Origin of the sequence: Corynebacterium riegelii (assembly GCF_016728505.1) — a bacterium.
Lineage (GTDB): Bacteria > Actinomycetota > Actinomycetes > Mycobacteriales > Mycobacteriaceae > Corynebacterium > Corynebacterium riegelii.
This window is the reverse complement of record NZ_CP068159.1, coordinates 1,508,577-1,522,213: the sequence shown is the minus strand read 5'-3', so window position 1 is coordinate 1,522,213 and position 13,637 is coordinate 1,508,577. Positions and strand designations below refer to the sequence as shown.

17 protein-coding genes are annotated in these 13,637 nt (G+C 59.3%); 9 read left to right on the top strand and 8 right to left on the bottom strand.

Annotation, left to right across the window (positions count from 1 at the left end; genetic code table 11):
* Positions 1-21 precede the first annotated feature (21 nt).
* Positions 22-630, top strand: a complete 609-nt coding sequence (locus I6I71_RS07130; protein WP_201819788.1) for a TetR/AcrR family transcriptional regulator — start codon at positions 22-24, stop codon at positions 628-630.
* A complete protein-coding gene (locus I6I71_RS07125) occupies positions 624-2,180 on the top strand; it encodes an MDR family MFS transporter (RefSeq protein ID WP_201819785.1) in 1,557 nt (518 codons plus the stop codon). Before I6I71_RS07130 ends, I6I71_RS07125 begins: the two co-directional genes overlap by 7 nt.
* A gap of 14 nt (positions 2,181-2,194) precedes the next feature.
* Here the strand turns inward: I6I71_RS07125 and I6I71_RS07120 are convergent, their stop codons facing one another.
* The 3 genes from I6I71_RS07120 to I6I71_RS07110 all read right to left on the bottom strand — a co-directional run bounded on the left by I6I71_RS07120 (position 2,195) and on the right by I6I71_RS07110 (position 4,232).
* Entirely contained in the window at positions 2,195-2,731 is a 537-nt protein-coding gene (locus tag I6I71_RS07120) for a GNAT family N-acetyltransferase (protein ID WP_373271003.1), read from the bottom strand.
* 61 nt (positions 2,732-2,792) lie between these two features.
* Entirely contained in the window at positions 2,793-3,407 is a 615-nt protein-coding gene (locus I6I71_RS07115; protein WP_052204931.1) for an LGFP repeat-containing protein, read from the bottom strand.
* A gap of 93 nt (positions 3,408-3,500) precedes the next feature.
* On the bottom strand, positions 3,501-4,232 hold the full coding sequence (locus tag I6I71_RS07110) for a LysR family transcriptional regulator substrate-binding protein (protein WP_236587269.1): 732 nt from the start codon (positions 4,230-4,232) through the stop codon (positions 3,501-3,503).
* On the opposite strand from I6I71_RS07110, the gene I6I71_RS07105 reads away from it, so the two are divergent.
* Positions 4,231-4,596 (top strand): DUF5997 family protein, encoded by a 366-nt coding sequence (locus I6I71_RS07105; protein WP_201819782.1) that lies wholly within the window; start codon positions 4,231-4,233, stop codon positions 4,594-4,596. The genes I6I71_RS07110 and I6I71_RS07105 overlap by 2 nt on opposite strands.
* A 3-nt stretch (positions 4,597-4,599) precedes the next feature.
* Here the strand turns inward: I6I71_RS07105 and glyA are convergent, their stop codons facing one another.
* Positions 4,600-5,907, bottom strand: a complete 1,308-nt coding sequence (gene glyA / locus I6I71_RS07100) for a serine hydroxymethyltransferase (RefSeq protein ID WP_201819779.1) — start codon at positions 5,905-5,907, stop codon at positions 4,600-4,602.
* 103 nt (positions 5,908-6,010) lie between these two features.
* Between glyA and coaA the strand changes: the two genes are divergently transcribed.
* A complete protein-coding gene (gene coaA, locus I6I71_RS07095; RefSeq protein WP_101734049.1) occupies positions 6,011-6,946 on the top strand; it encodes a type I pantothenate kinase in 936 nt (311 codons plus the stop codon).
* Positions 6,947-6,964: 18 nt separating this feature from the next.
* Here coaA and I6I71_RS07090 read toward each other — a convergent pair whose 3' ends face one another.
* From I6I71_RS07090 to mca, 3 genes are read right to left on the bottom strand one after another with little or no spacing between them, the layout of a single operon-like run.
* Positions 6,965-7,735 (bottom strand): isoprenyl transferase, encoded by a 771-nt coding sequence (locus I6I71_RS07090; RefSeq protein ID WP_052206404.1) that lies wholly within the window; start codon positions 7,733-7,735, stop codon positions 6,965-6,967.
* Between the two features lie 35 nt (positions 7,736-7,770).
* The gene (locus I6I71_RS07085; protein WP_070495441.1) at positions 7,771-8,076 is read right to left on the bottom strand and encodes a hypothetical protein; all 306 of its coding nucleotides are present in this window, start codon (positions 8,074-8,076) and stop codon (positions 7,771-7,773) included.
* Positions 8,077-8,078: 2 nt separating this feature from the next.
* Positions 8,079-8,954, bottom strand: coding sequence for a mycothiol conjugate amidase Mca (mca, locus tag I6I71_RS07080; RefSeq protein WP_201819777.1), 876 nt, complete (start codon positions 8,952-8,954; stop codon positions 8,079-8,081).
* A gap of 112 nt (positions 8,955-9,066) precedes the next feature.
* Between mca and I6I71_RS07075 the strand changes: the two genes are divergently transcribed.
* The 3 genes from I6I71_RS07075 (at position 9,067) to I6I71_RS07065 (ending at position 10,761) form a co-directional block, all read left to right on the top strand.
* Positions 9,067-9,552, top strand: coding sequence for a DUF4307 domain-containing protein (locus tag I6I71_RS07075; RefSeq protein ID WP_052204945.1), 486 nt, complete (start codon positions 9,067-9,069; stop codon positions 9,550-9,552).
* An 89-nt stretch (positions 9,553-9,641) separates the two neighbouring features.
* Positions 9,642-10,163 (top strand): transcription elongation factor GreA, encoded by a 522-nt coding sequence (gene greA, locus I6I71_RS07070; protein ID WP_052204947.1) that lies wholly within the window; start codon positions 9,642-9,644, stop codon positions 10,161-10,163.
* A 55-nt stretch (positions 10,164-10,218) separates the two neighbouring features.
* On the top strand, positions 10,219-10,761 hold the full coding sequence (locus tag I6I71_RS07065) for a hypothetical protein (protein ID WP_052204949.1): 543 nt from the start codon (positions 10,219-10,221) through the stop codon (positions 10,759-10,761).
* Positions 10,762-10,836: 75 nt separating this feature from the next.
* Here I6I71_RS07065 and I6I71_RS07060 read toward each other — a convergent pair whose 3' ends face one another.
* On the bottom strand, positions 10,837-11,646 hold the full coding sequence (locus I6I71_RS07060; RefSeq protein ID WP_070495453.1) for a Bax inhibitor-1/YccA family protein: 810 nt from the start codon (positions 11,644-11,646) through the stop codon (positions 10,837-10,839).
* A gap of 114 nt (positions 11,647-11,760) precedes the next feature.
* Here I6I71_RS07060 and I6I71_RS07055 point away from each other — a divergent pair, with 114 nt between their 5' ends.
* A complete protein-coding gene (locus I6I71_RS07055) occupies positions 11,761-12,738 on the top strand; it encodes a suppressor of fused domain protein (protein WP_201819769.1) in 978 nt (325 codons plus the stop codon).
* 31 nt (positions 12,739-12,769) lie between these two features.
* Positions 12,770-13,633, top strand: coding sequence for a GDSL-type esterase/lipase family protein (locus I6I71_RS07050; protein ID WP_201819767.1), 864 nt, complete (start codon positions 12,770-12,772; stop codon positions 13,631-13,633).
* The last annotated feature ends 4 nt before the right edge of the window (positions 13,634-13,637 follow it).

The following is a 13,637-nucleotide window of genomic DNA, read 5'->3' as shown; positions in this document are numbered from 1 at the left end:
CGGGGTGTAATATTGCACCCCGTGCAAAAAGAGGGAATCAGGGAGCAGAAACGCCGCGAGACGCTGCGAAACATTCGCAACGAAGCCGCCAGGCTTATCAGCCAACACGGCTATGACAACGTCACAGTTGAAGATATCTGTGGCGCCGCAGGCATTTCCCGGCGCACTTTTTTCAACTACGCCGATTCCAAAGATGAAGCCATCCTCGGCTCCTTCCCTTTCGCATTTAGCCAGTCCGCCCTGGACGCAATCCGGGATACCCCCAGCGATAACCTCTTGGAGCTGGTCATTCGTTCCATGGAGGTCAAGCCAGGGCCGTTCGACGGGCCGGCGGCGACGTGCCGTCGTGAATTGCTGGAGAACAATCCCGGTCTGATGCACGCGGAGGCTGCCCGCAAGCGCGGCTTTCTTTCCAAGGTTGGACGCGCGGTACGCGACCATTTTGAGCAGTTTCCGGAGGACCGAAGAGGCTCCGGATCCTCGGAGGAAGAGACCCAATTCATCGTCGTCTTGTTCCATGGTGTGGTGAGCCGCTACCTGTGGCAGCCGCCGGAAGACGCCGACCCCACCGCCCAACTACTCGCCTACGCCAAAGAGCTGACCGGTTACGTAAAGGAGATGACATGGTAGACAACCCCACAACATCGAGCGCAGCTCAGCCGGCGGCACCCAACGTGAAGCTGGTGTTTTCTGCCCTTCTGCTCACCATGCTGATGAGCTCGCTGGGGCAAATGATTTTCGCTACCGCCATGCCAACGATTGTCGGCGAACTGGGCGGCGTGGAGCACATGAGCTGGGTGATCTCCGCGTTTTTGGTCACCATGACTATTGCAATGCCACTAAACGGCAAGCTTGGGGACATCCTTGGCCGCAAATGGCTCTACATCGGCGGCATCGTGTTGTTTGTCATCGGTTCCGCGATCGGTGGATTCGCACAAACTATGGAGCTGCTCATCATCGGCCGCGCCATCCAAGGTTTTGGTGCGGGCGGCATGATGGTCAACTCCCAGTCCATCATCGCTGAGGTTGTCCCGGCTCGTGAGCGCGGCAAATACATGGGCGTCATGGGTGCGGTTTTCGGCGTCTCTTCCGTGCTGGGCCCTGTGCTTGGTGGTTGGTTTACGGACGGCCCGGGTTGGCGCTGGGCGCTGTGGATGAACATCCCACTGGGGCTGCTGGCCATGACCGCCTCGGCCACCGTGCTGAAGCTGCGTCGTGGCTCCGCAAAGGGCATGCATTTCGACTACGTGGGTACCACGCTGATGGTCATCGCCACCACCAGCTTGATCCTCACCACCACGTGGGGCGGCACGCAGTATGAGTGGAACTCCCCCATCATTGTGACCCTTGCCGCCGTTGCCGCCGTCAGCGCTGTGCTGTTCGTGTTTACAGAGCTTCGCGTGAAGGACCCCCTGATCCCGATGGGACTGTTCCGCAACCGCAACATGGTGTTAACAACGCTGGCTGGCACCGTGTTAGGTTTTGCCATGACTAGTACGCTGGCTTATCTGCCGACGTATCTGCAGATGGTCCACGAGCTCACCCCAACCGAAGCAGGCCTGATGATGCTGCCGATGGTGCTTGGCATGCTGGGCACCGGCATGGCGGTGGGATTCATCATTGCTAAGACTGGCCGCTACAAGATGTACCCGATTGCGGGCATGGCAGTAACTTCCCTTGGCCTTTACTTGTTCTCCCAGCTCACTCCACAAACATCATTGACCCGCCTCGGCGTGTACATGTTTGTCTTCGGCTTCGGCTTGGGCCTTGTTATGCAGGTGCTGGTTCTGATTGTGCAGAACTCGTTTCCCCTGCGCATGGTTGGCACCGCTACCTCTACCAACAATTTTTTCCGCCAGATCGGCTCGGCCATTGGCGCGTCGCTCGCAGGCTCCCTGTTCATCCACGGAATGCGCGACCACCTGGAAACACGTCTCCCGGAGGCCTTCGCACAGCTCGGTCCTGAGGGCGCCCAGTGGGCAGAGAAGTTCCAAAACGGCGCAAACAGCCTCACCCCGCACCTTGTTGCGCAGCTTCCAGGCCCCCTGCGCGAGGTGGTATTGAGCAGCTATAACGACGGCCTGACCCCGGTGTTCATGCTCATGGTGCCGCTCACCATCGTTGCGCTCATCTTGCTCTTCCCGGTCAAGGAGGAGCCGCTCAAGGAAGACCTGAGCTAGTTGAGCTAGTTGAGCTAGTTGGAATCATCCTTGCTCATCGGCAGCAGCAGCTCGTAGATGTCGCAGTCGCGCCACTGGCCTTTGTGCTCGCCGTAGCTCATCTTGCCCATGTTGTGGAAGGTGCCGGCCTTTTCAAAACCTCGCGAGAGGTGCAGGCCAGCAGAGCCCTCATTTTCCGGGAAAATCCACGCATGGATGGACCACTTGTGCAGGTCAATGCAGGTGGCGATCAGCTTGTCCAGCAGCGCGCCGGAGACCCCCTTGCCGCGCGCATCGGGGTGAGTATAGATAGAGTCTTCCACCACCCCATGGAACACACTGCGTGACGATGCCGGCGCGGCAGCCACCCACCCCAGCACCCGAGCATCGTCTTGCTTATCGACGGCCACGAACACCGTCTCAATAATCTTCCTCCGGGAAAACTCGTCCCAAGTCAGCCCACGAGTTTCATAGGAGGCGTTACCGGAACGCAAGCCCATCTCGTAGATTTCACGGACCTGCGGATAGTCCTCTTCACGGATCGGTCGAATATCAAACCCTTGGTTTTGCACCAGACCCATTGTGAAGAAGGTGCGGCCATGATGCAAACCAAAACGGCTTTAGCGGGGTTTTTTACTTCTCAACCTTTGCGGTGAAGGCAGCATCGTCGCCGCCGTCACGGGTCCACTCGAGGGTGCCGTTCTCGAACTCCTGGTTCCAGCCAGACTCGTCGGTGTTCGGGGTCTCCGGAGCCAGCGGGAAGCCGATCTCGCGTGCACCGTGAACGTCGTTGAGCCAGGACTGCGCGATCTTACCCCAGATCGGGGAGCCGCCCGTGGACTCCTTCCAGGTGATGTAGTGCTCACCGTCGAAGGTTACGATCCAGCCGCCGTCTACCTCTTCAACGGCGGTCGGCTCGCCCCAGGAAGCCTCAGCAAACTCGTCGATAGCAGCCTTAACGCCCTGCGGAACCATTGCGGTCTTGCCACCAGCAAGCGCCAGCTCCTCGGTTGCGCCCTCAGCAGCCGCAGCACCCTCGCTTTCTGCCGCCACGGTCTCGGTAGCGGTCTCGGTGGAGGAAGCGGTCTCGGTCTCAGCGGCAACCGTCTCGGTAGCTACGTCGGTGGCAGTAGCGTCAGCGGTGGTCTCCGCGGTGGTATCTGCAGTGGTGTCTGCATCGTTGGAGCAAGCAACCAGGCCGCCAGCCAGTGCAACAGCAGCAATGGAAGCAACAATCTTGCGGTTCATAATCATATTACCTTTCTGATTCTCCGTAGAACAACTCCCTATTATGCATATGGAGCCCCGACTACCACTTCCCATCACACCCTAATGGGGGCATCACCGCCGTTTCCGGTTGCGAGTTGAGCACTGTTGCACCTTACCCCGAACTCCCTGCGCAGAACGCTTCTTGGCCTGCGGTTTTACCCCCTTCTTAGGCTTCTCACCCTTCTTCGCTTTCACCGTTTGCCGCGACGAACGCACCGTCCTTCCCTTCGCCACCCCAACGAAGTCCTGGACCTCCTCACTGTCGCGCTCTTTCTTCCATACCAGCGCGATTTCCGTCGGCGCTACCTCCAGCGCCTCAAGCGGCGCCGCCACAACTTGTTTCTTGCTCACGGCCCGCAAAAGTGGCAGTGGCCCATATGCAACACCCACGTTCGCCGCGACAACCTGCAGCGCCGTCCGCAACTGCTCAATCGCGTCCCCCTCGGTCTCCCCTGCAGCCTCTACGCAATCAAAAAAGTCAAAGTTCACAATCTCATCGCGCAGATCTTCTATATCCACCGCTTCCCCAGTAGCGGCAAACATCTCGGCGTACACCGAGTCCTTCGGCACCGCGACACCAAGCGCCTCCTCATAGAGGCGGACAACGTGAAAAGACTCGTCTACTCGCGTATCCGGCAGGCGCATCAGCGCAAGGTCTGCGGGCTCGGCCAGGGGGTTGGTTGACGGCAACGCTGATAAGCAAGTGCCCGAAAGCTCCTCATACCGCTTAAACCACTTGCCCGGTTCAGTGCCAGTAACAAAGGAGATGGTCAGCATGCGCTCAATGCTAGCGTGGACTGCCATGAGCACGAATGCACCATCCGGCACCGCCATGAAGCCGGCAACCGCCGCAAAGAAACTTGGCCTTTACCTTCCCGCCACCCCGCAGGAATTCCAAGACGGCGCCGTCACCCACGCCCAACTGCGCGAACTGCAGGACAACCCGCCCCAGTGGCTGGTGGATCTGCGCCGCAACGGCCCCCACCCACGCCCAGAGGTGGCCCGCAAGCTTGGCATTTCCATCACGGCGTTGAAGAACAACGACATGGACAAGCCGCTGACCACCGAAGAAATCAAGGCGCTGCTTGCAGATCAGCCGGAGTGGCTGCGCGCAGCACGCACGCAGCACGCCAGCAGCACCACAAACAACGCCGCAAGCGAAGACTAAAGGCTAGAGCATCTTCCAGTCTTCAATACCCGGGTAAAGCGGGTACTTCTCGCCCAGCGCAGCGGAGCGCTTGGCCAGTGCCGCAGTATCGGCATCCTTGCCCTTGATCAGGGCCTCAGCGATGATCTCCGCTACCTCGCGGAAATCCTCCTCGCCGAAACCGCGCGTTGCCAGCGCGGAGGTACCAATACGCAGACCAGAGGTCACGGCTGGCGGACGCGGGTCAAACGGCACCGCATTGCGGTTGACCGTAATACCCGCCTCATGCAGCAGATCCTCTGCCTGCTGGCCGTCCATCTCAGAGTTACGCAGGTCCACCAGCACCAGGTGCACATCGGTGCCACCGGAAACCACGCCAACGCCGGCCTCAACCGCATCTGGCTGGGTCAGACGCTCCGCCAGAATCTTCGCACCATCCAGGGTGCGCTGCTGACGGTCCTTGAACTCAGGCGTGCCCGCGATCTTGAACGCAGTCGCCTTCGCGGCCACCACGTGCATCAGGGGGCCACCCTGCTGGCCTGGGAACACAGCAGAGTTGAGCTTCTTGTGCAGCTCAAGGTCATTGGTCAAGATGAAACCGGAACGCGGACCGCCAAGGGTCTTGTGCACCGTGGAGGAAACTACGTGCGCGTGCGGCACCGGCGACGGGTGCAGGCCAGCAGCAACCAGGCCAGCAAAGTGGGCCATATCAACCCACAGGTACGCGCCAACCTCATCGGCGATGGAGCGGAACTCCGCAAAATCCTCATGACGCGGGTAGGCGGACCAGCCGGCGATGATCACCTTCGGCTTCACCTCGCGCGCCTGCTCGCGCAGCTTGGCCATATCAATCAGGTGGGTGTCTTCCTCCACCTCGTAGGCCGCAACGTTGTAGAGACGGCCGGAGAAGTTGATCTTCATGCCGTGAGTCAGGTGGCCACCGTGAGCCAGCGACAGGCCCAGGATCGTGTCACCCGGCTCCGCCAGCGCCATCAGCACGGCGGCGTTGGCCTGTGCACCGGAGTGCGGCTGCACGTTGGCGTACTTCGCGCCAAACACTTCCTTCGCACGGTCACGTGCCAGATCCTCCACCACGTCAGCGTGCTCGCAGCCGCCGTAGTAGCGACGCCCCGGGTACCCCTCGGCGTACTTGTTAGTAAACACAGAACCCTGTGCCTGCAGCACGCTGCGCGGCACAAAGTTCTCAGAAGCAATCATTTCCAGCGTGGTGCGCTGGCGGGCAAGCTCGCCTTCAATGGCGGCGTACACCTCAGGGTCATACGTTGCTAGATCTTGGTAACGCAGGTCTTGGGGGTCAACAGACGCAGACAAACCTGGTCCTTTCAATAGAGTTTGGGCACGGTCGAATGAAAGTATAGGCCGCCAGGCTTACACAATTTTGCTTAAATTCGCACAGATGCCAACAATAGTGCTCATGTCCCGCGTAGCCAATGGTGCCGATTCGAGCCCCTACCTCGATTTCTCTCGCGACGATTGGAAACAACGCCGCGCCACCATGAAGCAAGTTCTCACAGCTGAGGAGGTGGAAACGCTCAGCGGCATCGGTGAAAACTTGGACCTGCAAGAGGTCGAAGACATCTACCTTCCGATTTCCCGCCTGATCCACCTACACGTTCGCGCGCGCCAGAAGCTGATCAACTCCACGGAGGCCTTCATCGGGGGTGATCCTGGGCATGTGCCTTTTGTCATCGGCATCGCAGGGTCTGTGGCAGTTGGCAAATCAACCACCGCCCGCGTGCTGCAGGTGCTGCTGCAGCGCTGGGATTCTCACCCCAGGGTGGACTTGATTACTACCGACGGCTTCCTCTACCCCACCGCCGAACTCAAAAAACGCAACCTGCTGAAGCGCAAAGGCTTCCCCGAGTCCTATGACCGGCGCCAACTCATGCGCTTTGTCACTGAGGTGAAATCCGGCCAGCCGTTAGTGAAGGCCCCGATTTACTCGCACAAGGCCTACGACATCCTGCCCGGTGAGTACGTCGAGGTACGCAAGCCGGACATTGTGATCTTGGAGGGCCTCAACGTGCTCCAAACCGGCCCCACACTCATGGTGTCCGACCTGTTTGATTTCTCCATCTACGTTGACGCAAAAACTCAAGATATTGAGCGTTGGTACATCGAGCGTTTCTTGAAGCTGCGCAATACTGCCTTCCGTGAGCCCGGTGCGCACTTCGCGTCCTACGCCAATCTGGATGACTCACAGGCCGCCTATAAGGCCCGCGAGCTGTGGCAGACCATCAACCTGCCCAACCTGGTGGAAAACATTCTGCCAACCCGTGTGCGGGCATCGCTCGTCTTGCGCAAGGGATATGACCACACCGTGCAGCGGGTGAGGATGCGCAAGATCTAGCGCAAGAGGTAAGAAAAACTACTTGCCAAACCGGCGGGACCGCTGCGAGTAATCACGCAACGCACGCAGGAAGTCAATCTTCCTAAACGCTGGCCAGTAGGTATCGGTGAACCAGATTTCTGAGTACGCCGCCTGCCACAGCAAAAACCCTGAAAGGCGCTGTTCGCCGGAGGTGCGGATCACCAAATCAGGATCCGGTTGGCCCGAGGTGTACAGGTTGTCTGCGATTGACTCCACCGTGACCAGGCTGGAGAGTGCTTCGGGGGGCGTGTTGGTGGACACCGCATCGTCGATAAGCGTGCGCACTGCATCCACAATCTCCTGGCGGCCACCGTAACCCACCGCAATGTTGACGGTTAGGCCGTGCTTCTGCGTGGTCGTGTCAGCAGAGCGCTGCATGCGCTCCGCAACCTCAGGCGGCAACAGCTCCAAGTGGCCGACGAGGCGTACGCGGCAGGAGTACTGCTCCGCCGCCAGATCATCAATCACCTCAGAGATGATGGTGAACAGCAGCTCAACCTCTTCGCTGGTGCGCTGCAAGTTTTCGGTGGACAGCAAATAGATCGTCAGCACATCAATCTGCATCTCTGCAGACCAACGAACCAACTCACCAATTTTGGCGGCGCCCACCCTATGGCCGTGCGAAATATCGTCATAGCCCGCCTCACGAGCCCAACGACGGTTCCCGTCCGCCATCACCCCAATGTGCTTCGGGCGGGGCTTACCACGCAGTTCTCGGCGCAGGCGCGCCTCATACAACGGGTAAAGCAGCGTTTCCAGCACAGTCACAAAACTCACTCTACCCGCGCCCAACAACTGCACACTTAGATGAACCGCTTGCGGCGGCGATCCAGCACGCCGGCTTCCTCCATCGCCGCATCCAGGGCCTTCTCATCAAATGGATCAATACCGTGCATCTCCGCAAACGCGCGACGACGGTTGAAGCGCGAGAACCTGCGGTGAAACGCCCAACCCAAGGCGATGACGGCAACACCAAGGACCACGATTAGCAGCAGGCCTGTCGGCTGGGCCTTGCCAAAGTCAGGGCCCCGCGGCGTTTCCGGCGGTGCCTGGGCGACTACGTACGAAAGCTCAGCAAACGAAGGCTCAGCAAAAGAAAAATCAGTCATTGTTACTTGGTTCCCTCTATAATGCCCTCAAACAGGTCGTGCTCTGGCAACGTGACTTCAACGCGGGTTTGGGCCAGCTCAAACTCTTCGGTCGGCCACACACGCTGCTGATCTGCAACAGGGCTTGCCAAAAACGCGCCGGCCGGATCGATCTGCGTCGCATGCGCAGTCAGCGCCTGGGCGCGCTGTTCGAAGTAGTCGGCGCATGCAACGCGGGTGGTTACCCGCTCCATGATGTCGGCCTCGTTTTCCTTCCAACGCTTAATCATCAGCCCATATGGGCTGACCTCGCCCCGCTCCACCAGCAGGTCGTGCAGAAGCTCCATGCGCTTCAGGATGAAACCGTGGCTGTAGTACATCTTCATCGGCGTCCATGGCTCCCCTGCTTCCGGGGCGAAGGCGGGATCTCCCGCTCGTTCCCAAGCAACCATGGAAATCGCGTGCACCATCAGGTGGTCAGGGTGGGGGTAGCCGCCATTTTCGTCGTAAGTAATCAGCACATGGGGCTTGAAGCTGCGTATCGACGCCACGAGCTTTCCCGCAACCTCCTCAACCGGCTGCACCGCAAAGCACCCTTCCGGCAGCGGCGGCAGCGGGTCGCCCTGAGGCAAGCCGGAATCCTCATACCCCATCCACTCGTGCTCAACGCCAAGCGCATCCACTGCCTGAGCCATCTCCTGCTCACGAACCGCGACAATGTTTTCCAACACGCCAGGGCGGTCCATCGCGGGATTGAGAATATCGCCGCGGCGACCGTCAGTACACGTTACTACCTTGACACGGTGTCCCTCCGCAGCGTACTTAGCCATAGTTGCTGCACCCTTGGACGATTCATCGTCCGGGTGGGCGTGGATGGCCATAAGGCGCAAACCTGTCACTGTTTTGATCCAACTTTCCTGGAAGGGGGTCATGCAATAACAACCGACCATATTAGTACGATCGAGTACATCTCCCTGTGGGGGTCATCGAAGTGAAGTGAGGTTGAACGCCGTGCCGCAAGCGCCGAACGCATCTGCAAACTCTCCGAAGCAGCGCCCCCGTTATGGCGCTGCTACTGAAAAACAGCGGCAGCAAGGCACCACTGTCAGCGGCAAGATCATTGTCATCGTGGCTGTTGTACTGGTGGCGTTCACCCTGGTCGTTGCTGGCCAGGCAATCTATCGCAGCCAGTCTCGTCCCATCAGCGCCGAGGTTGTTGGTGAAGAGCGTGTGAGCGATGACACCGCACGTGTGTGGGTGGACGTGACCCGCAAGAAGACCGATGAGGATGCGTACTGCATCATCCAAGCGGTGGATTATGACCATGCAGAGGTTGGACGCCGCGAGTTTGTAATTCCTGCTGGCGGGGAGGATGTGCTGCGCTTCGAGGTGGAGCTGCCCACTCGCGGGCGGCTAGCAGATGGAAGGGTCTACGGCTGTTCTTATGACCTGCCGTCATATCTGGACCCACAGTCTGCGCACCTTGGTGCCAGATAGTGGCGCCTGCCGTGTTAAGCTTGCGCCCTGCAACTATGAGGTAAACCCGAGGTAAAAGGGCCCGAAGTAAAAGGGAAGGTAGTGGACTTATGGCTGAGACCCAACAGCAGTACATCACTCCTGAGATGAAGGCGAAGCTGGAGACCGAGCTTCAGCAGCTGATTGATAACCGTCCGGTCATCGCGGCCGAGATCAACGAGCGCCGCGAAGAGGGCGACTTGAAGGAGAACGCGGGCTACGACGCTGCGCGTGAACAGCAGGATCAAGAAGAGGCTCGCATTAAGCAGATCTCTGAGCTCCTAGCTAACTCCACCACTGAGCGCACCGGCATTGTTGAGGGCGTTGCCCACGTCGGTTCCGTTGTCCACGTCTACTACAACGGTGATGAGGACGATAAGGAAACCTTCCTCATTGGTACCCGCGCTGCCTCCACTGGCAACAAGGATCTTGAGACCTATTCGGAGAACTCTCCGCTGGGCGCTGCCGTTGTCGGCGCATCTGAGGGAGAGACGCGCACCTACACCGCACCAAATGGTCGCGAGATTTCGGTGACGATTATCTCCGCGGAGCCTTATGATTCGGTTAAGGCTTCTACCCCGCGTAAGAAGTAAGTAAGAAGTACAAAGCATCTCACTCGACTGCTTTCAACACTTAAGGATGTAACCCGTGACTTCCTCACCTTCCCGTATCGCCGCAGCTGGCATTGCCGCAATTGCTGCTCTTGCTATCACTGCTTGCTCCCCGCCGAATGAGAACCCTTCTGATCAGAAGGTAGACACGGCAATGAGCCAGAGCGCTGACTCCTTGGCTTCCTCCGGCAGCACCGGCGCAGCCAAGACTGCTGACGCAACCAACGTGGCTGACGCTTCTGCAGCGCAGGCAACCGCTACCGCAGCCTCCACCACCACCGTGACCGCTGGCGCTGACGCTACGCCGCTGCTGAACAACTGCGGCGTGACCGGCCTGCAGCGCCCGGCTGCACTGAACCTGGACTGCGAGGGTGGCAAGGAGCGCCTCGAGGACATCGTCTGGGACGAGTGGACCGCTAACGGCGCGTCCGGCACCGCTACCCGCGTCACTGTTGATCCGGATCGCGTTGTTGAGGGCGTCAGCGTAGTGCTGGGCGCTCCGCAGGACGTCGATGGTGAGGTTGTCTTCAGCACCATCAGCGTTGACGGCCAGTCGGTAAACCCGGAGTCGAACTACTAAACGCAAAGCGAAAGCCCCGCACCACTTCAGTTCACAATCTGAAGGTGCGGGGCTTTTGTCGTATCCCCGTTTTAGCTAGCGGTCATTAAAGATGGCCAGCAGGCGAAGGATCTCAGTGTAGAGCCACACCAGCGTCACAGCCAGGCCCAGGGCTGCGCCCCATGCTGCCTGCTCCGGTGCGCCGATGCGGACCAGCTTGTCCACCTGGTCAAAGTCCTGCAGGAATGCGAGTGCTGCGAGCACCACGCACACCAGACCGAACACGATTGACAGGGTGCCGCCGCCGCGCAGCGGGGACATGCCGGTGAACAGGAACAGCAACAGGTTGCCCAGCGCCAGGAAAAACACACCGAAAATGGCACCGGTCAGTAGCCGAGTGAAGCGTGGGGTCACACGGATGGCGCCGGTACGGTAGACAAACAGCATGCCGATGAACACGCCGATGGTGCCAATCACTGCCTGACCAATGAGCGAGCCCGCATCAGATCCGCCAACGCTGAAGGCGCCAGTGATCAGCAGGGAGAAGCCACCAAGGAACAGGCCTTCAAGAATGGCGTAGATCAAGGTCAGCGTCTTCGAGCCGTACTTGCGGCCAAAGGAGTGCACCATCACCACGATGAAGGCGCCAACACCGCCGACAGCAGTTGCGATCGTGCCGGCGGCGTCATTGCCACTGGCAAACAGACCGAAGGAAATCAGAGCGCCAAGCACGATCACGGCAAGCGTGATGCCGGTCTTGGTAATCACATCGTCCACGGTCATCGGGCGCTCAGACTGTGGCAGGGTCTGGATCCCCTGGTAGTCCTGGTAACCCTGATAGTCCTGGTAGCCCTGCGCCCCCTGGGCGCCCGGCAGGTTTTTCAGCACGGGGTTCGAGCTTTTCACGTAACCCTGTCCTTTCTTTTACATATCGCTTTCACGTGTCACTTCTCGTGTCACTTTTAGTGTCACTGTCAATAACGTCAGTTTCAATGTTTTAGTTCCCGTAGATTGTTATTTGTGTCGTGGTTTCGTGAGTTTGCGGAGCGGATGTTCCACGCCCCGCGCCTTGGTGGAGACGCAATCAGTGCGCACATTGCAGCACGCACTCAAGATTTCAGCTCAGATCTCAGCTCAGATCTCAGCCAAGCGCCTGAGCCGTTCATGTTTGCGTTTGATGAGCTAGAAGTTCGGGCGTACCTGGTGGAGGGTCCTGTCCCCCACTACTTGTACGTCACGTTCGGGCTTTCACGGGTGCGTTCTTCCGTTCCCGTTGCGGGCACACAGACGGAATTAACTATGCGCGTGCCGCACTCGGGTCCTGTTCCCTTTGCCTGGCCCGCGGAGCAGCTAGCAACAATGGTGGCTTCCGTGTGGCGTAGCGGCAATGACATCGCGCCGGGTCACCACTTCACCGCGAGGAACTTGCCGGGCGGGTTTCTCTTTATTACGGATCCGGTGTTGGGCCATATTGACCCGCCGACTGGCATCGTTCGTTTTACTCAGGCGCTGTGGGTGACTCCGGATGAGTTGGAGGCAGCGCTGTGTTGGGATGTCGCTGCGTTTGCCCAAGTACTCACGGAACAACTGCCTCTTGGGGTTGGTGATGGGGAAAGGGGAAGTGTGTTGGGCATGGCGTCGATACGCAAGCTCGTAGAGGCTGCAACCTTGCGCGAGGGTTCCTCCCTTGGTGCGGTGGAGGCAAAGATTTTAGATGTGGATGCCACCGGCCGCATTGATCTTGATGTCAACGCCTCCAAGGCGTTGATCCGTGCGGCGCGCTACCGGCTCAGGTTTGGCCGCAGGTTTGCGCTGGTGCGTAACAACGTCTGGGTGCTGCTGGCCCCAGGTGCCATTTTTGAAGCGGATGAGACCCATATTCAGCTGGATGGGTCTGTGGATTTGGCGAATGAAATCATCGCTACGGTAGACCCGCTGCCGGGAACCTACCGGTTTAGCGCGGCGCCGGTAACGCTGCACGTTGTGGGCGACTTCTAGCAAGTGGGCAGCTCAATGTAACCTAACGTTTATGCGTCTTCGAGGTTTGCTCCAGGGTTTTGCTGCTTTCCTGTCTCTTGGTGCGGTCAGTTTAGGTGCCGCGCCGGTAGCGATGGCCCAGCCGGCCGGCAACGTTGTCGTCATCGGCGACTCGTATGCAGCCAACCCAGACAATCAGCGCCACTGGGCGGCGAAGATCCCCGGCGCAGATGGCTCCTCGTTTCTGGCTGACTACCCCTCAAACGGCGCGTGCCTGCAAAGCCCTGACAACTACCCTCGTCAGCTGGCTGCCCGCACGGGCCTGAATGTGGCGGACTGGTCGTGCGCTGGCCTGACGTCCTGGTCCAGTATCGGCATGGTGCAAAAAGCCATTGCGCGCGGAGACATCAACCCGCATACCCGCAGCGTGGTGCTCGCTGTTGGTTTTAACAACCACTGGCCCAGCAACACGCGTGCCTCTGGCACCGGTTTTGATTTCGGGCGTATTGGGGACCGCTACGTTGCGGACATGCACGCAGCGGCGGCGAAAATTCGTGAGGTCGCACCACACACCAAAATCATCATTGCGGGCATGCTCGCCATGTCTGAGCCAAACGGTGCGCAGCGCTTCTGCCTGATAAACGTGGTTCCCAACGCGCCGCTGGGTATCACGGTGCCGCTGCTGCAGCAGGTGGAAAACAACACTCGCAATTTCCAGGAGCGCGCGGCCCGTGAAATCGGTGCGACGTTTGTAGACATTAAGACGGCTTCCGCAAGCCACAACACCTGCGCAAGGGATAGTGAGCGTTGGGTTTCCGGCCTGGTAGATACCACCACCACCCACTACAACATGCCGTACCACCCTTCGCGTGCCGGCTCCGGGTTTGTTGCGCAGGAGCTGGCCAAGGTTGTGTAAATGA

What these genes read in the sequence shown, in the direction of transcription:
- I6I71_RS07125 (WP_201819785.1), top strand. Translation starts at nt 624, where the DNA reads ATGGTAGACAACCCCACAACATCGAGCGCAGCTCAGCCGGCGGCACCC.
- I6I71_RS07105 (WP_201819782.1), top strand. Translation starts at nt 4,231, where the DNA reads ATGAGCACGAATGCACCATCCGGCACCGCCATGAAGCCGGCAACCGCC.
- I6I71_RS07115 (WP_052204931.1), bottom strand. Translation starts at nt 3,407, where the DNA reads ATGAACCGCAAGATTGTTGCTTCCATTGCTGCTGTTGCACTGGCTGGC.
- I6I71_RS07050 (WP_201819767.1), top strand. Translation starts at nt 12,770, where the DNA reads ATGCGTCTTCGAGGTTTGCTCCAGGGTTTTGCTGCTTTCCTGTCTCTT.
- I6I71_RS07110 (WP_236587269.1), bottom strand. Translation starts at nt 4,232, where the DNA reads ATGGCAGTCCACGCTAGCATTGAGCGCATGCTGACCATCTCCTTTGTT.
- I6I71_RS07085 (WP_070495441.1), bottom strand. Translation starts at nt 8,076, where the DNA reads ATGACTGATTTTTCTTTTGCTGAGCCTTCGTTTGCTGAGCTTTCGTAC.
- greA (WP_052204947.1), top strand. Translation starts at nt 9,642, where the DNA reads ATGGCTGAGACCCAACAGCAGTACATCACTCCTGAGATGAAGGCGAAG.
- coaA (WP_101734049.1), top strand. Translation starts at nt 6,011, where the DNA reads ATGTCCCGCGTAGCCAATGGTGCCGATTCGAGCCCCTACCTCGATTTC.